Source organism: Streptomyces fodineus (assembly GCF_001735805.1).
GTDB classification, from domain to species: domain Bacteria; phylum Actinomycetota; class Actinomycetes; order Streptomycetales; family Streptomycetaceae; genus Streptomyces; species Streptomyces fodineus.
In genome coordinates this window covers 5,919,133-5,941,865 of record NZ_CP017248.1, presented here as the reverse complement: position 1 = coordinate 5,941,865, position 22,733 = coordinate 5,919,133, and the positions used below count along the sequence as shown (strand labels likewise).

Annotated in this window: 17 protein-coding genes and 2 pseudogenes; 9 read left to right on the top strand and 10 right to left on the bottom strand. The window is 71.3% G+C overall.

The window, feature by feature from the left end; genetic code table 11:
• Nucleotides 1-261 precede the first annotated feature (261 nt).
• Nucleotides 262-828 (top strand): DJ-1/PfpI family protein, encoded by a 567-nt coding sequence (locus BFF78_RS25490; RefSeq protein WP_069780517.1) that lies wholly within the window; start codon nucleotides 262-264, stop codon nucleotides 826-828.
• Nucleotides 829-896: 68 nt separating this feature from the next.
• Here BFF78_RS25490 and BFF78_RS25485 read toward each other — a convergent pair.
• Nucleotides 897-1,564: pseudogene (locus BFF78_RS25485) on the bottom strand (HAD family hydrolase).
• 164 nt (nucleotides 1,565-1,728) lie between these two features.
• Nucleotides 1,729-2,241, bottom strand: a complete 513-nt coding sequence (locus BFF78_RS25480) for a DUF6912 family protein (protein WP_069780516.1) — start codon at nucleotides 2,239-2,241, stop codon at nucleotides 1,729-1,731.
• A gap of 330 nt (nucleotides 2,242-2,571) precedes the next feature.
• Here BFF78_RS25480 and BFF78_RS25475 point away from each other — a divergent pair, with 330 nt between their 5' ends.
• On the top strand, nucleotides 2,572-3,099 hold the full coding sequence (locus tag BFF78_RS25475) for an Rv3235 family protein (protein WP_069780515.1): 528 nt from the start codon (nucleotides 2,572-2,574) through the stop codon (nucleotides 3,097-3,099).
• 107 nt (nucleotides 3,100-3,206) lie between these two features.
• Here BFF78_RS25475 and secA read toward each other — a convergent pair whose 3' ends face one another.
• Entirely contained in the window at nucleotides 3,207-6,017 is a 2,811-nt protein-coding gene (secA, locus tag BFF78_RS25470) for a preprotein translocase subunit SecA (RefSeq protein WP_069780514.1), read from the bottom strand.
• Nucleotides 6,018-6,269: 252 nt separating this feature from the next.
• Here secA and BFF78_RS25465 point away from each other — a divergent pair, with 252 nt between their 5' ends.
• Both BFF78_RS25465 and BFF78_RS25460 read left to right on the top strand, forming a co-directional pair.
• Nucleotides 6,270-6,839 (top strand): GNAT family N-acetyltransferase, encoded by a 570-nt coding sequence (locus tag BFF78_RS25465; RefSeq protein WP_069783810.1) that lies wholly within the window; start codon nucleotides 6,270-6,272, stop codon nucleotides 6,837-6,839.
• A gap of 63 nt (nucleotides 6,840-6,902) precedes the next feature.
• Nucleotides 6,903-8,077: pseudogene (locus tag BFF78_RS25460) on the top strand (winged helix-turn-helix domain-containing protein).
• 15 nt (nucleotides 8,078-8,092) lie between these two features.
• Here the strand turns inward: BFF78_RS25460 and BFF78_RS25455 are convergent.
• From BFF78_RS25455 to mtnA, 7 genes are all read right to left on the bottom strand, one after another.
• Nucleotides 8,093-8,839, bottom strand: coding sequence for a response regulator (locus BFF78_RS25455; protein WP_069780513.1), 747 nt, complete (start codon nucleotides 8,837-8,839; stop codon nucleotides 8,093-8,095).
• 202 nt (nucleotides 8,840-9,041) lie between these two features.
• Nucleotides 9,042-9,734: a ribosome hibernation-promoting factor, HPF/YfiA family gene (gene hpf / locus BFF78_RS25450; RefSeq protein WP_418346768.1), complete on the bottom strand. Its 693-nt coding sequence runs from the start codon at nucleotides 9,732-9,734 to the stop codon at nucleotides 9,042-9,044.
• 312 nt (nucleotides 9,735-10,046) lie between these two features.
• Complete coding sequence (locus BFF78_RS25445; RefSeq protein WP_069780511.1) at nucleotides 10,047-10,949, bottom strand: ComF family protein; 903 nt, start codon at nucleotides 10,947-10,949, stop codon at nucleotides 10,047-10,049.
• 116 nt (nucleotides 10,950-11,065) lie between these two features.
• Nucleotides 11,066-12,901 carry an LpqB family beta-propeller domain-containing protein gene (locus BFF78_RS25440; RefSeq protein WP_193433541.1) on the bottom strand — a complete coding sequence of 612 codons (1,836 nt, stop codon included), beginning with the start codon at nucleotides 12,899-12,901 and terminating at the stop codon, nucleotides 11,066-11,068.
• Nucleotides 12,891-15,008, bottom strand: coding sequence for an MtrAB system histidine kinase MtrB (mtrB, locus tag BFF78_RS25435; RefSeq protein ID WP_193433540.1), 2,118 nt, complete (start codon nucleotides 15,006-15,008; stop codon nucleotides 12,891-12,893). Before mtrB ends, BFF78_RS25440 begins: the two co-directional genes overlap by 11 nt.
• A 1-nt stretch (nucleotide 15,009) precedes the next feature.
• Entirely contained in the window at nucleotides 15,010-15,699 is a 690-nt protein-coding gene (gene mtrA, locus BFF78_RS25430) for a two-component system response regulator MtrA (RefSeq protein WP_191870552.1), read from the bottom strand.
• A 4-nt stretch (nucleotides 15,700-15,703) separates the two neighbouring features.
• Nucleotides 15,704-16,846 (bottom strand): S-methyl-5-thioribose-1-phosphate isomerase, encoded by a 1,143-nt coding sequence (gene mtnA, locus BFF78_RS25425; RefSeq protein ID WP_069780510.1) that lies wholly within the window; start codon nucleotides 16,844-16,846, stop codon nucleotides 15,704-15,706.
• Between the two features lie 140 nt (nucleotides 16,847-16,986).
• Here mtnA and BFF78_RS25420 point away from each other — a divergent pair, with 140 nt between their 5' ends.
• From BFF78_RS25420 to BFF78_RS25400, 5 genes are all read left to right on the top strand, one after another.
• Nucleotides 16,987-18,354 carry a glycerophosphoryl diester phosphodiesterase membrane domain-containing protein gene (locus BFF78_RS25420; protein ID WP_069780509.1) on the top strand — a complete coding sequence of 456 codons (1,368 nt, stop codon included), beginning with the start codon at nucleotides 16,987-16,989 and terminating at the stop codon, nucleotides 18,352-18,354.
• 72 nt (nucleotides 18,355-18,426) lie between these two features.
• Nucleotides 18,427-19,137, top strand: coding sequence for a DUF4129 domain-containing protein (locus tag BFF78_RS25415; protein WP_227026156.1), 711 nt, complete (start codon nucleotides 18,427-18,429; stop codon nucleotides 19,135-19,137).
• Complete coding sequence (locus BFF78_RS25410; RefSeq protein ID WP_069780508.1) at nucleotides 19,134-20,330, top strand: DUF4350 domain-containing protein; 1,197 nt, start codon at nucleotides 19,134-19,136, stop codon at nucleotides 20,328-20,330. The genes BFF78_RS25415 and BFF78_RS25410 overlap by 4 nt, the downstream gene beginning before the upstream one ends.
• Nucleotides 20,330-21,319: an AAA family ATPase gene (locus BFF78_RS25405; protein ID WP_099054929.1), complete on the top strand. Its 990-nt coding sequence runs from the start codon at nucleotides 20,330-20,332 to the stop codon at nucleotides 21,317-21,319. Before BFF78_RS25410 ends, BFF78_RS25405 begins: the two co-directional genes overlap by 1 nt.
• Nucleotides 21,319-22,629: a DUF58 domain-containing protein gene (locus BFF78_RS25400; RefSeq protein ID WP_069780506.1), complete on the top strand. Its 1,311-nt coding sequence runs from the start codon at nucleotides 21,319-21,321 to the stop codon at nucleotides 22,627-22,629. The genes BFF78_RS25405 and BFF78_RS25400 overlap by 1 nt, the downstream gene beginning before the upstream one ends.
• The last annotated feature ends 104 nt before the right edge of the window (nucleotides 22,630-22,733 follow it).

The window sequence follows — 22,733 nt, the reverse complement described above, 5'->3', positions numbered from 1 at the left end:
GCACAGGGGCGGGGTGGGGGGTGGTGGCGTATTTGGTGTGCGAGGGCGTCCGGTCGCGCCGGAAGGGTCACGACCGCACTCTGAGAGCAGGGCAGCACCCTGCCACCGGGTGGGGCCCCGGCGCCTGACGCCCAGGCACGTCGAGGCAGACCGGAACCGCGACGGCCCCCTTGGCAAGCACGCCCGGTGTTGGCACGTTGCCCAGGGACAGTGCGTCCCGCCCAGGAGTGCAGGAGCACCGGAGTACCCGGAGGAGCCGACATGCCCGCGAAGATCCTGATCGTCACCGGCGACGCGGCGGAGTCCCTGGAAGTCCTCTACCCGTACCAGCGCCTTCGCGAGGAGGGCTACGAAGTCCACATCGCGGCCCCCTCCCGCAAGACCCTCCGCTTCGTCGTCCACGACTTCGAGCCGGGTTACGACACCTACACCGAGAAGCCCGGCTACACCTGGCCCGCCGACCTGGCCTTCTCCGACGTGGACCCCGGCGAGTACGCGGCCCTCGTCATCCCCGGCGGCCGGGCCCCGGAGTACCTGCGCAACGACCCCGAGCTGCGCAAGATCCTCAAGGCGTTCTTCGACTCCGACAAGCCGGTCGCCCAGATCTGCCACGGCCCCCTGCTCACCGCGGCGATCGACAGCCTGCGCGGACGCCGGGTCACGGCGTACCCCGCGCTCGAACCGGACATGCAGGCGGCCGGAGCGGGCTTCCAGGACACCGAAGCCGTGGTCGACGGCACCCTCGTCTCCTCCCGGGCCTGGCCCGACCACCCGGCCTGGATGCGCGAGTTCCTGAAGGTACTGCGAGCCACAGCCCCGGCGAGCTGAGGGACGCCGGCGCGGGTGGGCGAACCGTGAGCCCCCCGGCGGCCGGCGGCAGCACACCGCACCGGCCGCTACGCCGCTATTCGCTGTGCTTCCTCCACCGCCTCGGCCAAGGAATCCACCACCGGCACCCCCACTTCCTCCAGACTGGCCCGACTGTGCGACCCCCGGTGTACAGCACGGCCAGCGCCCCCGCCTCCCGCGCCGCGACCGCGTCGTCCGCCGCGTCCCCGATCACCACGGTCCGTGCAGGCTCCACAGCCCCGCTCAGGGCCTCAAGGTGCCGCACCATGTGCTCCGCCTTGCTGCCCCCGGACGGCCCCGTACGCCCGTCGACCCGCAGAAAGTGCGCCTCTATCCCGAAGCCCCGCACGAGCGGCACCAGTTCGTCGTGCACATACATGCTCAGCAGCGACTGGCTGTGCCCCGCCGACCGCCACCCCGCGAGCAGCTCCGCCGCCCCCTCGGTCAGACCGCACCGCCCCCGGTGCTCGGCGTAGTACCGGTGGAAGATCCCGTCCATCAGCTCCCACTCGGCATCGGTCGGCAGCCGGCCGATCAGCCGCTCGTAGAACTTCGGCACCGGCACGCAGTACAGCGACCGGTACTGCTCCAGCGTGAGCGGCGCGAGCCCCAGCTCGGCGAAGGCCGCGTTCGTCGCCCCGATGATCGCGTCATTGTCGTGGAACAGCGTGCCGTTCCAGTCCCAGACGATGTGCGCGCTTTCGTGCATCCCCATGCCGAAAACCGTACCCGCCACCACTGACAACGACCGCCGGCACCCGATTCGACCAGGTCAGGCCAGGTCGAGTCGGGTCAAGCCAGGTCGAGTCGGGTGAGGGTCCGGTCGAGTCGGGTGAGGGTCCGGTCCAGTGGGGTCAGGTCAGGTCTGGTCCGCTCAGTTCAGGCGAGCCCGACCAGGTTCGGGATCTCCTGCGTGGCGTACCACAGCAGTTCGTGATCGTCCGCACCGTCCACGACGAACTGCGCGTCGTCGTCCCCCGCGTCGGCCGCCTCCAGCGCGTCCGCCGCCGCGGCCACGTCCCGCTCCGCCTCGTCGGCGTCGGCATGCACCGCCGCCGCCTTGGCCAGCGGCACGGTCGCCGTCACGGTCACCTCGCCGAGGGCGGACGGGTCGAGCCCCCGGTCCGGGTCGGCGCTCGCGGCGCCGTCGGCCACGTCCACGGCGACCACGACCCGGCGCCGTACCGCACTCGGGTCCGCCGCCAGCAGCCGCAGCGAGGCCAGCGTGGCCCGGCTCAGCGCCGCGTACTCCAGTTCCTCGATGTCCTCGGAGAGGTACCACTCACGCAGCGCGGGCGTGACGGCGTACGCGACGAAGGGACCGCTCCCCAGCTCACCCGTCTTGTGCGCCTCGGCGAGACCGGGGAGGGTCAGGGGGACGTAGACGCGCATGCTGGCCGCTCTTTCCTGCTCAAAGGCTCCGCTGTGGCCCCGGGAAGGCCGGCTGCCGCGTCTCCCGGAGAGCCTTCAGGATACGTGCGCGCGTCCCCTTTCGGGTCTGTGCCCACGCCCCGCAAGCCGTCGACTCCGGGCCACGCATTCACCCGGTACACCCGCTCAGCAGCGGGCCCCACCCACCTGATCGTCCTTCGGATGGGTGAACTTCCCCGCAGCGCCGGAGCGCTCCCCGCCTCCCTTGCGACCCCCTTCCCGTCCCCCGTACAAGATCCCCACCAGCGAGTTACCGCCCGGTATCGACCGGGCCCGCCGAACGGGGACCCCATGAACAAGGTCATGAGCCGCACGCCCCAGGAGATGAGCCGCGCTCCCCAGCCCCGCCCGCGCCACCGCCCGCCGACCCGCCACGACAGCCGCCGCCCCGGCGGCGCCCCGCCCCGGAACCCGTCGATCAGGGGCAGGCGTGACATGCCTCAGGCGGCGCCTCGGAACGCGCGCACGGCCTCCACAGCGCCGCAGACCGCCAAGCCGCCGGTACGCCCCACCGACCTCTTCGCCGACCGTCTGCTGGCCGTCCTGAGCGGTCAGCGGCCCGTGCACTGGATGCTCCGCCACACCGCGGGCCGCGCCTACGACGACCTGGCCCGCCTCGCCGCGCACAGCCCGCTGCGCACACGCGGAACCCACCCCGTCGTCCACGACATCGGCTACTACGTCCCCAGCGAGGGCGCCCTCGAGGTCTTCGCCCGCATCTCGGCCGGTGACCAACTCCGCGCCCTGGCCTTCCGCCTGGAACGGGGCCAGGACCTCCGCTGGCGCTGCACAGCGGTGGAAACCGGCCCCCGCCCCTAGCCGGCCCGCCCCCACCGAGCCGAACCGGAAGCCGGCAGCACAGAAGGGCCGGGCCCCAAAAGGAGCCCGGCCCGTCTCAACAGCCCACGCGCCGCAGGCGACCCGCGCTACTTCTTGCGCCGTCGGCCGCCCTTGGCCTGCCGCCGGCGCTCGGCCCGCGTCAGACCGTCCGCCTCGGACCGCACCGGCTCGTCGTCCTCGAGGTCACGCTCCACGATGCCGCCCTCACCGTCCACGGTCGGCGCCGAGAAGTGCAGGTCCCGCCGCTGCGGAACGTCCAGGCCCTTCGCGCGGATCTCCGGCCGTGCCCCGGCCTGCGCCGGAACCGTCTCCTGGACGCCCTCGCCGACCGGCTCCGCCGCCTCGACCGGGACCTCCTCGACCTGCTGCTCGACCTGGACCTCCAGGTTGAACAGGTAGCCGACGGACTCCTCCTTGATGCCCTCCATCATCGCGGTGAACATGTCGAAGCCCTCACGCTGGTACTCCACCAGCGGGTCCTTCTGCGCCATCGCGCGCAGGCCGATGCCCTCCTGGAGGTAGTCCATCTCGTAGAGGTGCTCGCGCCACTTGCGGTCGAGGACCGACAGCACGACCCGGCGCTCCAGCTCACGCATGATCTCGGAGCCGAGCTGCGCCTCCCGGGCCTGGTACTGCTCGTGGATGTCCTCCTTGATGGACTCGGAGATGAACTCGGCGGTCAGACCGGCCCGGTCGCCGGCGGCCTCCTCCAGCTCCTCGATGGTGACCTTCACCGGGTAGAGCTGCTTGAAGGCGCCCCACAGCCGGTCCAGGTCCCAGTCCTCGGGGAAGCCCTCGGCGGTCTCCGCGCCGACGTACGCGTCGATCGTGTCGTCCATGAAGTGCTGGACCTGCTCGTGCAGATCCTCGCCCTCCAGCACGCGGCGGCGCTCGCCGTAGATGACCTCGCGCTGCCGGTTGAGGACCTCGTCGTACTTCAGAACGTTCTTACGGGTCTCGAAGTTCTGCTGCTCGACCTGCGACTGCGCGGACGCGATCGCGCGCGTGACCATCTTGTTCTCGATCGGCACGTCGTCCGGCACGTTGGCCATGGACATCACGCGCTCGACCATCTGGGCCTTGAACAGGCGCATCAGGTCGTCACCGAGGGAGAGGTAGAAGCGGGACTCGCCGGGGTCGCCCTGACGGCCGGAACGACCGCGCAGCTGGTTGTCGATGCGCCGCGACTCGTGCCGCTCGGTGCCCAGCACGTAGAGGCCGCCGAGGGCCTCGACCTCTTCCTTCTCGGCCTTGACGGCCTGCTCGGCCTTCTCCAGGGCGGCGGGCAGCGCCGCGGCCCACTCCTCGATGTGCTCCTCGGGGTCGAGGCCGCGCTGGCGCAGCTCGGCCTCGGCGAGGTCCTCGGGGTTGCCGCCGAGCTTGATGTCCGTACCACGACCGGCCATGTTGGTGGCCACCGTCACGGCACCCTTGCGGCCGGCCTGCGCGACGATCGTCGCCTCGCGCTCGTGGTGCTTGGCGTTCAGCACCTCGTGCTGGATGCCGCGCTTGCTGAGCTGCTGCGAGAGGTACTCCGACTTCTCGACGGACGTCGTGCCGACGAGGATCGGCTGGCCCTTCTCGTGCTTCTCGGCGATGTCGTCGACGACCGCCTCGAACTTGGCGACCTCGGTGCGGTAGATCAGGTCCGACTGGTCCTTGCGGACCATCGGCCTGTTGGTCGGGATCGGGACCACGCCGAGCTTGTAGATCTGGTGGAACTCGGCGGCCTCGGTCATCGCCGTACCGGTCATGCCGGAGAGCTTGCCGTAGAGGCGGAAGAAGTTCTGCAGGGTGATCGTGGCGAGCGTCTGGTTCTCGTCCTTGATGTCCACCCCTTCCTTCGCCTCGATCGCCTGGTGCATGCCCTCGTTGTAGCGGCGGCCGGCGAGGATACGGCCGGTGTGCTCGTCGACGATCATGACCTCGCCGTCGATGACGACGTAGTCCTTGTCGCGCTTGAAGAGTTCCTTGGCCTTGATGGCGTTGTTCAGGTAACCCACGAGCGGGGTGTTCACCGACTCGTAGAGGTTGTCGATGCCCAGCCAGTCCTCGACCTTGGAGACGCCGGACTCGTGGATGGCGACCGTGCGCTTCTTCTCGTCGACGTCGTAGTCGCCGGTCTCCTCGAGGCCCTTGAGGGGGTTGCCCGCCTCGCCCCTCTTCAGGCGCAGGACCAGCTTGGCGAAGTCGCCGTACCACTTGGTGGCCTGGTCGGCCGGGCCGGAGATGATCAGCGGCGTACGGGCCTCGTCGACCAGGATGGAGTCGACCTCGTCGACGATCGCGAAGTTGTGGCCGCGCTGGACGAGCTCGTCCTGCGACCATGCCATGTTGTCGCGCAGGTAGTCGAAGCCGAACTCGTTGTTCGTGCCGTAGGTGATGTCGCACGCGTACTGCTCACGGCGCTGGGCCGGCGTCATGTTGGCGAGGATGCAGCCGACATTCAGGCCCAGGAACTTGTGGACGCGGCCCATCATCTCGGAGTCGCGCTCGGCCAGGTAGTCGTTGACCGTGACGATGTGCACGCCGTCGCCGGACAGCGCGTTCAGGTACGCGGGCAGGGTGCCGACGAGGGTCTTGCCCTCACCGGTCTTCATCTCGGCGACGTAGCCGAGGTGGAGGGCGGCGCCGCCCATCAGCTGCACGTCGTAGTGCCGCTGGCCGAGCACGCGCTTGGCGGCCTCACGGACGGTGGCGAACGCCTCGGGGAGCAGGTCGTCCAGGCTCTCACCGTCGGCGTACCGCTGCTTGTACTCCTCGGTGAGGGCCCGCAGCTCGGCGTCGGAGAGGTCGACGAAGTCCTCTTCGATGGAGTTGACCTGGTCCGCGATGCGGTGCAGCTTGCGCAGGATCTTGCCTTCGCCTGCACGCATGATCTTCGAGAGGACGGACACGGGGGTTTGTCTCCTTGCCGGTCGGGCCTGGGACGGTCGGTTTCCATTTGACTTACTGAGCAACGGCCATCGTATGCGAGGACCCGGCTGGGCCGGGAGGCCTGGCGGCCCGACGGCTGCTTCATCCAGGACAACGGACGGGTCACATGGATAGTGCCGCATCGGCGCAAGGAATTGCGCGAAATGTGATCGCATGCTCACGCGTAGCGAAAACCGATGGCCGCCACGCGGGCCGCCGAGCACAATCGGTCGATGGAACCCGTCACACTCACCACCGACCGCCTGGTCCTGCGCGCGGTCGGCCCGCACGACACCCAGGCGGTGTACGACGCCGTCCAGGACCCCGACATCCAGCGCTGGACCACGGTGCCGTCACCGTATCTGCCCGAGCACGCGACCGGCTTCACCGAGCAGTTGGTCCCCGACGGCTGGGCGCAGGGTTCGATGTTCACCTTCGGTGTCTTCCTCACCGGCGGGGAACTCGCCGGCATGCTCGGTCTGACCATGCGCTCGCTCGGCGTGGCGGAGGTCGGCTTCTGGGCGGCCAAGGAGCACCGCGGCCAGGGCTACGTCATCGAGGCCACACTCACCGCCTGCCGGTGGATCTTCACCCAGGTCGGTGTCGACCGGGTCGAATGGCGTGCCGAGGTCGGCAATCACGCCTCCCGCGCGGTGGCCGAACGGGCGGGTTTCACCGTTGAGGGCACCCTGCGCTCCGCGATCAACAACAAGGGAGTACGCCGGGACTGCTGGGTCGGTTCCCTGCTCCCCTCGGATCTGGGCCTGCCCTCCACGGCGCCGTACCTGCCCGCCCGTTCCTGACCGCCCGGGTACGTCTGCGCAGGTCACCGCGGACTGTCAGTGGCACCCTCTATCGTCCGGGCCATGACGACCCTGCCGCGCCCGACCACCACGCTCACCGCGGACGACGCCCGCCGTATCGCCCTCAGAGCCCAGGGCTTCCTGGGCACGCCCGACCGGCGGGCCGGAGTGCGCGGGGTGCTGCGCCACCTCGGCGCGGTCCAGCTCGACACGATCTCGGTCCTCGCCCGCTCCCATGAGCTCGTCCCCTACGCCCGCCTCGGCGCCGTCGGCCGCACGACGGTCGAGGCCGCCTACTGGACGGACGCCCATGCCTTCGAGTACTGGTCGCACGCGGCGTGCATCCTCCCCGTCGAGGAGTGGCCGTACTTCGCCTTCCGCCGCCGCGCGTACCGCAACCGCCCGCACTGGAACCACGAGCTGCCCGACGGCGCCTACGACCAGGTCATCAAGCAGCTGCGGGCCGAGGGCCCCCTGACCTCCACGGAGCTGGGCGGCGCGAAGAAGACGAGCGACTGGTGGGACTGGTCCGGCACCAAGGTCGCCGTGGAGCGTGCGCTGATGTACGGCGAGGTGGTGTGCATCGAGCGGCGCGGCTGGAAGCGGGTGTACGACCTGGCCGAGCGCGCGATCCCGGACGCGCTGCTGCACGACGGGCTGGACGAGGCCGAGTGCCTGCGCCGCCTGGTCCGGCTGGCCGGCGAGTCCCTCGGTGTGGGCACGCGCGCGGACATCGCCGACTACCACCGTCTCAAGGGGAGCAGGTCGACGCGGTCATCGCCGACTCGGGTCTGGTGCCGGTCGAGGTCGAGGGCTGGGGCAGGCCGGCGTGGGCCGACCCGGCGGCCCTGGCGACGCCGCCGCGCGGCCGTCACCGCACCACGCTGCTGTCGCCGTTCGACTCGCTGATCTGGGAGCGGGCCCGCACGGAGCGCATCTTCGGCTTCGCCCACCGCCTGGAGGCCTATGTGCCCAAGCAGAAGCGGGTCCACGGCTATTTCGCGATGCCGGTGCTCGCGGGCGGCCGGCTCGTCGGGCGGGTGGACCCGGCGCGCGAGGGGCGCACGCTGGTGGCCAAACAGGTCACCCTGGACGGTCCGAAGGCCGTACCGGCCGTCGCCCAGGCACTGATCGAGGCGGCCACCTGGGTGAACTGCACGGACGTCCGGGTGGAGCGGGTGGACGCGCCAGACCTGCGCGAGCCCCTGACGAGGGAACTCGCCCGCGCCCTCGGCTAGCCCCGCGGGGTTCCGCTACCGGATCTCGAGGATCTTCTCCCGCATCGCATAGACCACGGCTTCCATCCTGGAGTGCAGCTGGAGCTTCTCCAGGATGTTGCGGACGTGGTTCTTCACGGTGTTCTCCGAGATGAACAACTCCTTGGCGATGTCCCGGTTGTTCATCCCGGTGGCGACCAGCTTGAGGACCTCCAGCTCCCGGTCGGTCAGCCGCGGCGCGGGCACCAGCCGACGCTCGTCGGTGCGCTGGATCATCGACTTGAACTCGGTGAGCAGCTTCGACGCCATGGACGGGCTGATCTGCGACTGTCCGTCGGCCACCGCGCGAATGGCGGTCGCCACCTCGTCCGTGGAGATCTCCTTGAGGAGGTATCCGGTCGCGCCCGCCTTGATCGCGTCGTAGAGGTCGGCCTCCTCGTCGCTGATCGTCAGCATGATGATCTTGGCGCTGGGGGCGACCTCCTTGATGGAGGTGCAGGCCTCGATCCCGCCGCGCTTGGGCATGCGGACGTCCATCAGCACGATGTCGGGCAGCAGGTCGGCGGCCTTGTCCACGGCCTCGGCTCCGTCCCCGGCCTCGCCGACGACCTGGATGTCCTCCTCGGCCGCGAGCACGATCTCCAGGCCGCGCCGGAAGAGGGCGTGGTCGTCCACGACCAGGACTCTGATCGGCTCGGCGCGCACGGAGCCGGCGTCCGGGCCCGTGCCGATGGCACCGTCGTCGCCATCCTCGTCCCGCATCGGTCCGAAGGTGTCCGCCATCGTTCCTCCCCCTGAGGCTGTGGCCTGTGGTCCTGTGCCATCGCCAACCCAAGGCAGCGGCCCACCGGTTGGGCCGGTGCGGCCATGATTTCATGCCCGGGCGACACCGAGGTGACGTGCGGGGCGTGAAGTGGTCGCACACAGGTGCCCCTGGGGGCGCACGCGCGCTTCCAGGGGCACCGGCTCACTGTGGGCCGGGTGATCAGCCGCCCAGCGTGCCCCCCGCCGCGGGGGGCTGCGCCTCAGCGACCATCGGGTCGGTGCTGAGGTGGATCACGCCGTAGTCGTAGGCGTGGCGCCGGTAGACGACGCTCGGTTCCTTCGTCTCTGCGTCGACGAACAAGTAGAAGTCGTGGCCGACCAGTTCCATCTCATAGAGGGCCTGGTCCAGGCTCATCGGGGCGGCGACGTGGGTCTTCTCGCGGACGACGAGGGGGCCTTCGCCCTTGACCTCCAGCGAGCCGATCTTCTTCGTCGGCACTCCGTCCGCCTCTTCCTCGTGGACGGGGAGGCCGTTGCCGTTCAGCGTTGCCGCGCCCGGCACGTGGTCGGGGACCTCGGCCGCCGAGATCCGTCGTGCGCCCCGGCGCGAGAAACGCTTGTCGTGCTGCTTACGCAGCCGGGCGTCCAGCTTCTCCGCCGCCAGGTCGAGTGCCGCGTACGGGTCGCTGGCCGCCGCTTCCGCCCGGATCACCGGACCGCGGGAGCGGAGCGTGATCTCCACTCGGTCGCAGCGGTCGGCCTGTCGGGGGTTGGGCTCCTTGGACACCTCGACGTCGAGGCTGATCACCTTGGCATCGAGCCTCTGGATCTTCTCCAGCTTCAGCTTCTCGGCCACGTGCTTGCGGAACCGCTCGGGCACCTCGGTCTTGCGGCCTTTGACGACGATGTCCACGCAGAACTCCGTTCCCGGATCGCTCCGCTCCATCGGCGGAGCATCTCCCTTTTGCACCAGATCCGGTGAGCACCGGACCTCGGACTCGGTGACTTCCACCTCCTCCTCCCCCAAGGACGAGATCTCCACCCCACCACCACGGGTGATTGCCGAAAACCCGTGGCACGGCATTCCGATATGAGAGGTGTGGCCTGCGCCTTTCCTCACAACCGAACATATCTCGCCCGGACGGATGTCGTCACCCTCTACTCCGGCGTACCTCCGTTCAGGTGAATTGCACCTCTCGCCACCTGCAACGATGCAAGTTGGCGATCAGTTCCCGTTTATTTCGAAAGAATCCCGCGGAGCGGCGATCACGGCCGCATGGAGTGCATGCCCGAGGGCGTTGACCACCGCCTTTTCCGGTGCACCATGCACCCACTTCCCGCTCTCCCGCCGCACTCCGATCCGTCGTTCATCCCTTCCTTCCCGGGTTACGTCCCCGTACACAGCCGTTCTCACTCCAGTTCGCTCCTGTGTCACCTCCCGGACAGCCCGTGCGGCCTCCGCAAGGCTGGCGCCGGTGGTGATCAGGTCGTCGACGAGCACGACCTGTCCCGCGCCGAGCAGCCGAGCACCGCCCGCCGTCACCTCCAGCGCGCCCGCGAGGTTCTCAAGGCGCCGCCGCGCGTCGAGCCCGGCCTGGTCCGCCACCGGCCGCCGCTGGCGCAGTACGGCCGCCACCCGGGCCGGCGTCCCGGCGCGCCGCAGCTCACCGGCCGCTGCGAGCGCCATCCGCCGTACCGGATCGTGCCCACGCGCCCGAACGGCCCATCGGGCGGACGGCACGGGGACGAGCAGCACAGGCGCCTCGGCGGACCCGCCCGGCCCGCCACCGGCGACGGCTCCCGCACCAGGACCGGCAGTGACCGGGGCACCGCCTGCGCCGAGTCCCGCCCGCACGGCCGCGGCCAGGGCCGTCCCCAGCGCTCCCGCGAGGGCCAGCGCGCCCCGCTCCTTGTGCGCGAGAAGGAGCGTGCGCACCTCCCCCGCGTACGGCGCCGCCGCATGCACCACCGGCAGCCCGGCCGGCTCAGGCACCGGCCGTACCCGCCGCGGCGGGCGTCCGTACAGCGCGGCCCGGCACCGCGCACAGAGCTCCGTACGAGGTGCCCCGCAGCCCGCGCAGTCGGCCGGCAGCACCAGGTCGGTGAGGTCCCGCCACCACCCCCGCATGTCCACCACTGTGCCAACACCGAAGCCGCCCGGCCACCCCTGTGGAAAAGCCCCTGTGGACAACCGGAACGGAGCACACCGCCAAACGGGCGACGCGGTGGTACGCGAGGCGCTGGTCAGCCCGGATAGACCGGTGCCGTCCCGTCCTTGTCGACCTTCTGCCACTGCGCCCCGGACGGCAGCCGTACGATCCCGTCCTCCGAGTAGGCCACCAGGGGCACCCGCGTGTCCTCGGACGCGGCGATCAACTTGACGCCGGTGAGCGCGCCGGGCGCCGGGCCGTCGAGCGTGGAGCCGTCCACCTGGACGTACCGCATCTGCAGCACGCCGCCCTGTTCCCGGCCGACGACCAGCAGCCTGCTGTCCCCGGCCCACGACAGGGCGCTGACCTGCTCCAAGTCCGGTGCGGCGGAGCGCAGTTCGACCACCGAGGTGCCCTGTCCGGTGCCGTCGTCGTGCTGGATCCGGCCGATGAGCAGGGACTGCTTGCCGTCCTTCTCCACGACGAGCGCGATCCGAACCCCGTCGGCGGCGACCCGCGCGTCCTTGATCCGGCCGGGCAGATCCGGGACCGCGACCTCCGCCGGTTTGGCGGTGCCCTGTTCCAGGACGTACAGCCGCGGACGGTGCGGGTCGCGGTCGGCCACCCACAGGTCGCCGCGGGCGTCCCAGCTCGGTGTCGTCAGCCGGTCGTCCGGGGTCGGACCCTGGCTGGTCACCAGCGCTCCGCCGAGCGAACCGCTCGACGTCAGCGACGTCACGTACAAGGACCGGCCCTGGTCGCCGACCCCGGCCGCGCTGTGCTCATCACGCGACACCGCCACCGCGTCCAGGGCCCTGCCGCCCTCGCCCAGCGGCCCCGGCACCGGAACGGCGCTGGTGGTCGTGCTCCCTGTCGGCATCCGCACCAGCCGGTGCTTGCCGTCGAGGTAGTAGAGGTTCTCGGGGCTCTTGGCCGATCCGCGCCAGGCGGTGGACTCGGCGCGTTCCTCGCTCAGATCGCACAGCCGGTGGCCGCCGACGCCCTGCAGTTCGACGGAGTCCAGCGTCGGCGCCAGATTCCGCAGCGTGAACAGCACCTGCGTCGCCATCTCGGTGCACTTGGTCGCCGCGACCTGGGACACCTTGAGGTTCAGCGGCACGGTCAGCTTGTTCTGGTCGTCCGGTGCCAGCCCGGACACGTCCTTCTGCAGGGCCGTACCGGTTGGAAAACTGGACCTGACGACCGGACCGAGCCAGCGGGTGGGGCCGTTCAGCAGCGAGCGGACCATCTGCGTCATCGGGTCCACCTTGCTGCGCACGAACACCGGATCGGCCACCGCCACCGGCTCCGCCGCGGCCCCGACCGTCGTGTCGGAGGCGAAGTAGTACTTGTCGACGGGCGTGTAGTTGCGCTGGAAGTCCGACTTGCCCATGACGGCACCGTCGGGCAGCGCATCGATGCGCCACTGCCCGTTCTTGGGGTCCCGCGTGAGATGCACCTTCTTGCGGTAGGAGCCGCCGACCGGCTCGTACGCCTGCTGCGCGTCCACGGTCGCGACCATGCTGCCCGCCAGGACACAGGTGACGCTGCTGGTCGGCTCGGTGCCGCCGCCCGCCCGGCAGTCGGGCTCGATGCTCGGCCCATTGGCGAGGACCGTGGTCGAGCGCTCCGGCCGCCAGGTGCGCGCCGCGTCCGACGTCAGATACTTGCGGGCGGTGTCGTACGCCGGGTCGTCGCTGGTCAGGGCCTCCAGGAAGCCCTGCATGATCTCGGCGGGCCCGGCACCCTCGGCCGGCGGCATGGCGAACACCCGGACCCCGGTGTCCTGCCGGGGCGTGGACTCCACGTTCCGCAGATCCCCGTTGTCGGGCATCGAGGCGCACCCGGCCAGCAGTACGGCCCCCAAGGCGGCGTACGCCACACCGCGCCCCGGACCGGGCCGGGCGCCCCCGTCGCGGTCAGCGCCCACGAAATGCCTCCCCTGGCTCGGTCGAGTCCTCTGCCGCGGCCGGCTCCGGCCGGGTCGTGCCCGCGTCGGATGCCGGTTCCGTGGCGGGCCTGTCATCCGCGCGTCGTGCGCCACCGGTGGGCCGGGGCACCACGCGCGTGCCATTGCCGTTGCCCGGCAGTGCGGCCGGGTCGGCGGCCGGGGCGACGGCGGCCAGGCGCGGCGCGATCGGGGCGCGCGGCGGCAGCGCGGACGCCTGGGAGCCGCCCTGCTGTACGGGAACGGTCGCCCGCTTCTCCTCGCCCCCACCGGGCAGACCGGCCTCGTCGAGGCCACGGTTGCGGCGCGAGTCCTTCGGCTCCAGCGGTATCGGCGAGCCCCGCAGCGGCTCGTCGGCGGTCCTCGGCAGCGTCAGCCGGAACTGGGAGCCACCGCCCGGCTCACCCCAGGCCTGCAGCCAGCCGCCGTGCAGCCGGGCGTCCTCCAGGGCGATCGACAGCCCGAGACCCGTACCGCCGGTGGTACGCGCGCGTGCCGGGTCCGCCCGCCAGAAGCGGCTGAAGACGCGGGTCGCCTCGCCAGGCTTGAGACCCACGCCGTAGTCGCGCACCGCTACGGCGACAGCGCCGCCCGCCGAGGCGAGCTTGACGATGACGTCCTTGCCCTCACCGTGTTCGACGGCGTTGACGACGAGGTTGCGCAGCACACGCTCCACGCGCCGGGCGTCGGCCTCGGCGACGACGGGCTGCTGATCGCCGAAGACGCGTATGTGCGTGCCCTTGCGCTCGGCGAGCGGCTCGGCGCCGCTGACCACGCGCCGGACGACCTCCCTGAGGTCTATCGGCTCGGCCTCCAGCGCCGCCGCGCCCGCGTCGAAACGGCTGATCTCCAGCAGGTCGGCGAGCAGCGACTCGAACCGGTCCAGCTGGTCGGCGAGCAGCTCGGCCGACCGCGCGGTCACCGGGTCGAAGTCCTCGCGCGCCTCATGGATGACATCGGCGGCCATGCGGACGGTCGTCAGCGGGGTGCGCAGCTCGTGCGAGACGTCCGACACGAACCGGCGCTGCATCCGCGACAGGTCCTCCAGCTGCTGGATCTTCACCTGGAGGTTCTGCGCCATCTTGTTGAAGGCCTCGCCCAGGCGCGCGATGTCGTCCTCGCCGGTGACCTTCATCCGCTCCTGCAGCCGCCCGGCGGACAGCCGCTCCGCGATCCCGGCCGCCATCCGCACCGGCGTGACGACCTGCCGAACCACCAGCCAGGCGATGGCGCCGAGCAGGACGACGACGAACAGTCCGGCGGTCGCGAGGGTGCCCTTGACCAGGCTCAGCGACTTCTCCTCCTGCGTGAGCGGGAAGAGGTAGTACAGCTCGTACGGCCGTCCGTTGGGGTCGCTGACCTGCTTGCCGATGACCAGCGCAGGCTGCGACTCCTTGCCGTTGGAGTAGACGATCCGGGTGTAGCTCTGCGCGGCCGTCGTGCCGCTGTTGACCCGTTCGCGCAGGTCGGCGGGCACGCTGGAGGTCGGGTTCACGTTCCCGGAGCCGCGCGGGCTGCGGCCGCCGCCGCTGTCGTCGCCGACGGGCAGCGTGACGACGTCGAAGGCTCCCGCGCCACCGCTGGACAGCGACTCCACGAGGTCACTCATCCACTGGATGACGTTCTGCGACTGCCGGCCGTCCGTGGTCGCCGTGCCGTCCGCGGTACCGGTCCCGGCGGCCGCACCGGTACCGGCGGCGCCGCTGGCCGCCTCGTCGGCCTTCTGCTTCGCCACCGCGAAACCGCCCGTGGCCTGGCTCTGCGAGGCCCTCACCTTGGCGTCCAGCAGGCCGTTGCGCACCTGCCCGATCACGACGAAGCCCAGGAGCAAGACGACACCCAGGGACATCACCAGCGTCGTGGCTACGACCCGCAGCTGGATGTTGCGCCGCCACAGCCGCATCACCGGCAGCAGCGGACGGCGCACCCAGCGCAGGAACAGCCTGATGACCGGGCTGCCCTGGACCCCGCCCTGGAGCAGCCCGCCCTCGAAGAGACTCCTGAACCGCGCTCCCGGCGTCCGGCCGACAGGCCGCCCCGGACGGTCCCCGGAGCGGCCGGGGGCCGAAGCGGCGCTGTCCCCGGACATGTCAGCTCGGCCCGGCCTTGTAACCGACACCACGGACGGTCACCACGATCTCCGGCCGCTCCGGGTCCTTCTCGACCTTGGAGCGCAGCCGCTGGACGTGCACGTTGACGAGCCGCGTGTCGGCGGCGTGGCGGTAGCCCCACACCTGCTCGAGCAGCACCTCGCGCGTGAACACCTGCCACGGCTTGCGGGCGAGCGCGACCAGCAGGTCGAACTCCAGCGGGGTCAGCGCGATCGACTGCCCGTCCCGCTTCACCGAGTGCCCGGCCACGTCGATGACCAGGTCACCGATGGTCAGCTGCTCCGGTGCCGGCTCCTCCGACCTGCGCAGCCGCGCACGGATCCGGGCGACCAGCTCTTTCGGCTTGAACGGCTTGACGATGTAGTCGTCGGCGCCCGACTCCAGGCCCACGACCACGTCGACGGTGTCGCTCTTGGCCGTGAGCATCACGATCGGCACCCCGGACTCCGCCCGGATCAGCCGGCACACCTCGATGCCGTCCCGCCCGGGCAGCATCAGGTCGAGGAGCACCAGATCGGGCTTGGTCTCCCGGAAAGCGGCCAGCGCCTTGTCGCCGTCGGCTACGAAAGACGGCTCAAAACCTTCACCACGCAGCACAATGCCGAGCATCTCGGCCAGTGCGGTGTCGTCGTCGACGACAAGGACTCGTCCCTTCATAAACGACATCATCCCATTAGCTAATCGTTACCTGGCGTGACCTGGCACACAGCTCCGCAAGAGCCTCGGCCGTCACGGGTGAAACGGCTCCCTCCTCGGTGACGATGGCCGTCACCAGCTCGGGCGGCGTCACGTCGAACGCCGGGTTGTACGCCTGGGTCCCCAGGGGTGCCACCGGAATCCCGCCTCCTGCTCCCGTCACCGGCACCTGGGGTGCTGTGACCTCGGTCACCTCGAAGCCGGGGCGCTGCTCGACCTCGATGGACGCCCCGTCGGGGGTGCCCGGGTCGACCGTCGTCACCGGCGCCACCACGATGAACGGCACGTGGTGGTACCGCGCCAGCACAGCGAGCGGATAGCTCCCCACCTTGTTCGCCACCGAGCCGTCGGCCGCGATCCGGTCCGCCCCTATCAGCACCGCGTCCACCTCACCCGCCGCGAACAGCGATCCCGCCGCGTTGTCGGTGAGCAAGGTGTACGCCATGCCGCTGCGAGCCGCTTCGTACGCCGTCAGGCGAGCACCTTGCAGCAACGGACGCGTTTCGTCCACCCACAGCCTTCGCAGCCGCCCCTCCCTGTGTGCCGCGAAGGCCACCGCGAAGGCCGTGCCCTTACCGCCCGACACCAGCGAACCGGTGTTGCAGTGGGTGAGGATCCGGTGTCCGCCGCCGGGCAGCAACTCGTCCAGGAACGCCAGGCCGTGGGCCGCCATCCGGTCGCTGCCCTCGGCGTCCTCCCGGTGCAGCGACTGTGCCGCGGCCAGGGCCGCCGCGGCCGCCTCGGTGGCATCGCCGGTCTGCGCCAGCGCCGCCTGATGCGCGGCCTCCGCCCGGCGCACGCCGACGGACAGGTTCACCGCGGTGGGCCGGGCGCCCTCGAGCGCCCGCGCCGCCTCGGCCACGTCGAAGCCGCGCGCGGCGGCGAGCGCGACACCGTACGCGCCCGCGATGCCGAGCAGCGGCGCCCCGCGCACGGCCAGGGTACGGATCGCCTCCACCAGCGCCGGTGCATCTGTGCACACCAGCTCGACCTCCTCGGCCGGCAGCCGTGTCTGATCGAGAAGCATCAGCACCGGGCCCTCGGGTGGTTCCTCCCATCGGATCACAGGTATCTCGGTCGGCCGCTTGTCCCCATCGGTTCGCGCCTGCTGATCAGCCATGCGGTCAGTCTGCCCCGGATCCACCAGACAATTGAAGGCATCCAGCCCCTACCGCGGCCGGTCCGTTGATGACCACCCCATGGCACGATGGCTGCCAACCTGCCGCCGCGACCGCGGACGGGCACCGAGAAGGAGCTTCGATGACAGACACTCCGGGCTGGGCCTCGCCCGGATCCCCGTCGAACCAGGGGCGGGAACCCGGCGCGTCCAGCCCCGCCGAGCCCGCCGACACCGCAGCGCAGCAGGACGTGAACCAGCAGGGCCCAGGCGTGAAGTGGTCCAAGGAGCAGCCGCCGCCCGGCCAGTGGTCCGCGCCCACCGGTGCCCCCAGCCCCCACCCGGCCCCGCCGCCCCCTCCGCCCGGCCCGGGCTGGGGCGGCCAGCAGGCAGGCGGCCCCGGCGGCTACGGGGGCGGGTACGCAGGCCCTCCTGGCGGCTACGGAGGCCCGCCCGCCGGCTACGGCGTCTACGGCACCCCCGGCGGCTATGGAGCCTGGGGTGGCGGCTGGGGCGGCCCTCCGCCCGCGGCCAAGCCCGGCGTCATCCCGCTGCGCCCGCTCGGCGTCGGCGAGATCCTCGACGGCGCCGTCTCCACCATGCGCACCCACTGGCGCACGGTCCTCGGCATCTCGCTGGCGGTCGCCCTCCTGCTGAACACCAGCATGGTCCTGTTGCAGGGCTTCCTCCTGAACGACACCGTCGTCCGTACGACGTTCAGCGATCCCCACACCAGCCCCCACGAAGCACTCCGGGCCATGCGCGAGACCATGATCGGCACCGGAATCATCTCGGTGATCCGCTCGGTCGCCATCATCATCGCGACCGCCCTGCTCACGACCATCACCAGCCGAGCCGTCCTCGGCAGGCCGGTCAGCGCCGGCGAGGTCTGGCGCGAGGCCCGGCCGCAGATGCCGCGGCTCTTCGGACTGCTCATCCTGCTCGGTCTGATCTTCGCCGGTGTCGTCATCGGCGGTGCACTGCCCGGCTTCCTTCTGCTGCTCGCCGGCCACAGCGTCGGCGGATCCGCCCTGATCGCCCTGGGCATCCTCGCGGCCACTGTCGTCGTCGTATGGCTGGGGATCCGCTTCTACCTGGCCGCTCCCGCCCTCATGCTGGAGCGCCAGGGCATCGTGAAGTCCGTGAAACGCTCCGCGAAGCTCGTCCGCGGCTCCTGGTGGCGCACCCTGGGCATCGTGCTGCTCACGCTGCTCATCACCGGCATCGTCTCCTCGGTCATCACCATCCCCTTCACCTTCATCGGGGCCGCCGTGAGCGGCGACAGCGCCAGCGACCTGCTCGGTACCAGCGGCGGACAGATCAGCTGGGCCACCCTGATCATCCAGGGGATCGGAGCCCTGATCGGCACCACGCTCACCCTGCCGATCAGCGCGGGTGTCACCGTGCTCCTGTACATCGACCAGCGCATCCGCCGCGAGGCCCTCGACCTCGAACTCGCCCGCGCCGCCGGTGTCCAGGCCGGCGCCGCCAGTCCCGTTCCGGGGAGCTGATGCGGTGAGTCTCACGGGGGAGTGCTCACGGCGGCGGTCTCGTCCGGCGCCGGCGGCACGGTCGTACACGGCCTGCTGCGCGCTGCGGACACGGCCGTCCGCGCGGCGGGCGGCTCGGGAGACGAGCCGCCCGTGACCATTGCGCGCGATCCCGCGCGGGAGGCGGCCCGCCGTGAGCTGTCCAAGCGGATGTACCACGAGAACGACCCAGGACTGTTCCAGCGCGCGCTGAACGCGTTCTGGGACTGGCTCGACCGGATGCTCGGCTCAGCCGCCTCGGCGACACCCGGCGGCACGGTCGGCCTGATCGTCGTGGTCCTGTTCGTCGTCGCCGTACTGGCCGCCCTGTGGTGGCGCCTGGGCACCCCGCGCCGGCAACCCGCCTCCGCCGCGGTCCTGTTCGACGACCGCCCCCGCAGCGCCGCCGAACACCGCGCGGCCGCCGAGGCACACGCGGCCCAGAGCCACTGGAACCAGGCCCTGCAGGAACGCATGCGGGCCATCGTCCGCTCCCTGGAGGAGCGGACCCTGCTCGATGCCCGACCGGGCCGCACCGCCGACGAAGCAGCCGCCGAGGCCGGCCGGGCGCTACCCGCACACATCGACCGACTGCGCGCCGCGGCACGCGAGTTCGACGACGTGACATACGGCGGGCGCAGAGCGACCGAGCAGTCGTACGACCGCATCGCCGAACTCGACCGCGACCTGGAGCGCACCAGGCCCGCACTCGCCCACAGCACCACGAGCACGGCCCACAACACCCGCCAGGGGGCCGTCGAGTGACCGCCGAGGCCACCCTGCCGACGACCTCCACCGCGCCCACCGTCCGCCAGGTGTGGACCCGCGCGCGCGGCATCACGCTCGCCGCCGTACTGATCCTGGCGGCGGCCGTCGCCATGGCGGCCGTACGCTCCACCGACCGGCACGGCGAACTGGACCCACGCTCCGCCGACCCCTACGGCAGCCGCGCCGTCGCCCAACTCCTCGCCGACCGGGGCGTCTCCACGCGCGTGGTCACCACGCTCGGCGGCGCACGGGACGCCGTCGGGCCGGACACCACGCTCCTCGTCGCCGTACCCGATCTGCTGACGGAGCGTCAACAGACCCAGCTGCGCAAGGCCTCGGTGGCCTCCGGCGGTCGCACGGTCCTCGTCGCGGCCGGCAGTTCGTCCGTCGAGCGACTCGCCCCGGGCGTCACCGCCGACCCCGCCACCAGCAGCGGCACCACACTCGCCCCCGACTGCACCCTGGCCGAAGCCCGGCGCGCGGGCAGCGCCGACACCGGCGGCATCCGCTACACCACCACCCACCTCAACGCCGACTCCTGCTACCCCAGCGCGCGTCTCGCCACCCTGCTGCGCATCCCCGAGGCATCCGGGGGCGGTGACACCATCGTGCTCGGCGCGCCCGACATCCTCTTCAACGACCGCCTCGACAAGCAGGGCAACGCCTCGCTCGCCCTCCAACTCCTCGGCTCCCGCCCCCATCTGGTCTGGTACCTCCCCGCGTTGTCCGACACCTCGGCCACCGGCAATGGCGACCAGAAGAACTTCCTCGGCCTGCTCCCCTCCGGCTGGCTCTGGGGCACCCTGCAACTGTTCATCGCAGCAGCCCTCGCCGCCCTCTGGCGGGCACGCCGCTTCGGCCCCCTCGTGCCCGAGAGACTCCCCGTCGCGATCCGCGCCTCCGAGACCGCCGAAGGCCGCGCCCGCCTCTACCGAAGGGCCAACGCCCGCGATCGCGCGGCCGCCGCTCTACGCTCCGCCACCCGCACCCGCCTCGCCCCCCTCGTCGGCGTCCCCGTCACCCAGGCCCATTCGCCCGAGGCCCTGCTCCCCGCCCTGTCCGCCCACCTCACGGGCGACCAACAGGCCCTGCACTCCCTCCTCTTCGGACAGCCGCCCGGCGACGACGCGGCCCTCATCGCACTCACCGACCAACTCGACGCCCTCGAAAGAGAGGTACGCCGTTCATGATGGACCCGACCACTGACAACGCCGGGACCACCGGGGACGCGGGCACCGCCCGATCCTCCCTGGAAGCCCTGCGCGCCGAGATCGCCAAGGCCGTGGTCGGCCAGGACCCCGCCGTGACCGGTCTCGTCGTAGCCCTCCTCTGCCGCGGACACGTACTCCTGGAAGGCGTCCCCGGAGTCGCCAAAACGCTGCTCGTCCGCACCCTCGCATCCGCGCTCGAACTCGACACCAAGCGCGTCCAGTTCACCCCGGACCTGATGCCGAGCGACGTGACCGGCTCCCTCGTCTACGACACCCGCACCGCCGAGTTCTCCTTCCAGGAAGGCCCGGTCTTCACCAACCTCCTGCTCGCGGACGAAATCAACCGCACCCCGCCCAAGACCCAGTCCTCCCTCCTCGAAGCCATGGAGGAGCGCCAGGTCACGGTGGACGGCACCCCGCGTCCGCTCCCCGAACCCTTCCTCGTCGCCGCCACGCAGAACCCCGTCGAGTACGAGGGCACCTATCCCCTCCCCGAAGCCCAACTGGACCGCTTCCTCCTCAAACTGACGATCCCTCTGCCCTCCCGGCAGGACGAGATCGACGTTCTGACCCGCCACGCCTCGGGCTTCAACCCGCGCGACCTGCGCGCCGCCGGCGTACGCCCCGTCGCCGGCCCCGCCGATCTGGAAGCGGCCCGCGCCGCCGTCGCCAAGACGACCGTGTCCCCCGAGATCACCGCCTACGTCGTGGACATCTGCCGCGCCACCCGCGAGTCGCCCTCCCTCACGCTCGGCGTCTCCCCGCGCGGTGCGACCGCCCTTCTGGCCACCTCGCGCGCGTGGGCGTGGCTGACGGGCCGCGACTACGTCACCCCCGACGATGTGAAGGCCCTCGCGCTGCCCACGCTGCGCCACCGGGTCCAGCTGCGCCCGGAGGCAGAGATGGAAGGCGTGACGGCGGACTCCGTCATCAACGCCCTCCTCGCCCACGTCCCGGTCCCCCGCTGATGGCACTCACCGGACGCGCAGCCCTCATCGCGGCCCTCGGCTCGATCCCCGTCGGCATCCTGGAGCCCGGCTGGACGGGCATCCTCGCGGTCAACGGCTCCCTGGCCCTCGCCTGCGCCTGCGACTACGCGCTCGCCGCGCCCGTACGACGGCTCGTGCTGTCCCGCTCCGGCGACACCTCCACCCGTCTCGGCGAGACCGCCGACGTCACGCTCACCATCACCAATCCGTCCCGCCGGCCCCTGCGGGCGCAGCTGCGGGACGCATGGCCGCCCAGCAGCTGGCAGCCCGGTACCGAGATCGAGGCCTCCCGTCACCGGCTGACCGTCCCCGCGGGCGAACGCCGGCGCGTGACCACGAGACTGCGCCCCACCCGCCGCGGCGACCGCCAGGCCGACCGCGTGACGATCCGGTCCTACGGCCCCCTCGGCCTGTTCTCCCGCCAAGGCGCCCACAAGCTGCCCTGGTCTGTACGAGTTCTGCCCCCGTTCACCAGCCGAAAGCATCTCCCGTCGAAACTCGCCCGATTGCGCGAACTCGACGGCCGCACCAGCGTGCTGACACGCGGCGAGGGAACGGAGTTCGACAGCCTGCGCGAGTACGTCCCCGGAGACGACACCCGTTCGATCGACTGGCGGGCCACCGCCCGCCAGTCCGCGGTCGCCGTCCGTACCTGGCGGCCCGAACGCGACCGCCGCATCCTGCTCGTCCTGGACACCGGCCGCACCTCCGCCGGCCGCGTGGGCGACGCACCGCGCCTCGACGCCGCCATGGACGCGGCGCTCCTCCTCGCGGCGCTGGCCTCCCGGGCCGGCGACCGCGTGGCCCTCCTGGCCTACGACCGCCGGGTACGCGCCCTGGTCCAGGGCCGCTCGGCAGGAGACGTACTGCCGGGCCTCGTGAACGCGATGGCACCGCTGGAACCGGAACTCGTCGAGACCGATGCCCGGGGCCTTACCGCGGCGGCTCTGCGTACCGCGCCGCGCCGTTCCTTGATCGTGCTGCTCACGACGCTCGACGCGGCCCCGGTGGAGCAGGGGCTCCTCCCCGTACTGTCGCAGCTCACTCAACGACACACACTTCTGGTCGCCTCGGTGGCAGACCCGTATATCGCCCGTATGGCCGAGGCCCGGGGCAACGCGGAGTCGGTGTACGAGGCCGCGGCGGCGGCTCAGGCGCACAGTGAGCGCCACCGCACCGCTGAGCAGCTTCGTCGTCATGGGGTGACCGTCGTGGATGCGGCGCCGGAGGATCTCGCACCGGCACTGGCGGATGCGTATCTGGCTCTGAAGGCGGCGGGCAGGCTTTGATCGGCTCCTGTTCCGCCGCCCTTCGGGGAATGACGCTCTTAGAGGGAATCTCTTAAAAAGTCAGCCTGAAACGCAGAAAGGCCCACGCCATCCGGCGTGGGCCT

Excerpts from the sequence above, each read along its gene's own strand:
- BFF78_RS25400 (WP_069780506.1), top strand. The coding sequence starts at position 21,319 with ATGGCACTCACCGGACGCGCAGCCCTCATCGCGGCCCTCGGCTCGATC.
- mtnA (WP_069780510.1), bottom strand. The coding sequence starts at position 16,846 with ATGGCTGATCAGCAGGCGCGAACCGATGGGGACAAGCGGCCGACCGAG.
- BFF78_RS25455 (WP_069780513.1), bottom strand. The coding sequence starts at position 8,839 with ATGGCGGACACCTTCGGACCGATGCGGGACGAGGATGGCGACGACGGT.
- BFF78_RS25420 (WP_069780509.1), top strand. The coding sequence starts at position 16,987 with ATGACAGACACTCCGGGCTGGGCCTCGCCCGGATCCCCGTCGAACCAG.
- BFF78_RS25405 (WP_099054929.1), top strand. The coding sequence starts at position 20,330 with ATGGACCCGACCACTGACAACGCCGGGACCACCGGGGACGCGGGCACC.
- BFF78_RS25475 (WP_069780515.1), top strand. The coding sequence starts at position 2,572 with ATGAACAAGGTCATGAGCCGCACGCCCCAGGAGATGAGCCGCGCTCCC.
- BFF78_RS25480 (WP_069780516.1), bottom strand. The coding sequence starts at position 2,241 with ATGCGCGTCTACGTCCCCCTGACCCTCCCCGGTCTCGCCGAGGCGCAC.
- BFF78_RS25465 (WP_069783810.1), top strand. The coding sequence starts at position 6,270 with ATGGAACCCGTCACACTCACCACCGACCGCCTGGTCCTGCGCGCGGTC.
- mtrB (WP_193433540.1), bottom strand. The coding sequence starts at position 15,008 with ATGTCCGGGGACAGCGCCGCTTCGGCCCCCGGCCGCTCCGGGGACCGT.
- BFF78_RS25490 (WP_069780517.1), top strand. The coding sequence starts at position 262 with ATGCCCGCGAAGATCCTGATCGTCACCGGCGACGCGGCGGAGTCCCTG.
- mtrA (WP_191870552.1), bottom strand. The coding sequence starts at position 15,699 with ATGATGTCGTTTATGAAGGGACGAGTCCTTGTCGTCGACGACGACACC.
- BFF78_RS25445 (WP_069780511.1), bottom strand. The coding sequence starts at position 10,949 with ATGCGGGGGTGGTGGCGGGACCTCACCGACCTGGTGCTGCCGGCCGAC.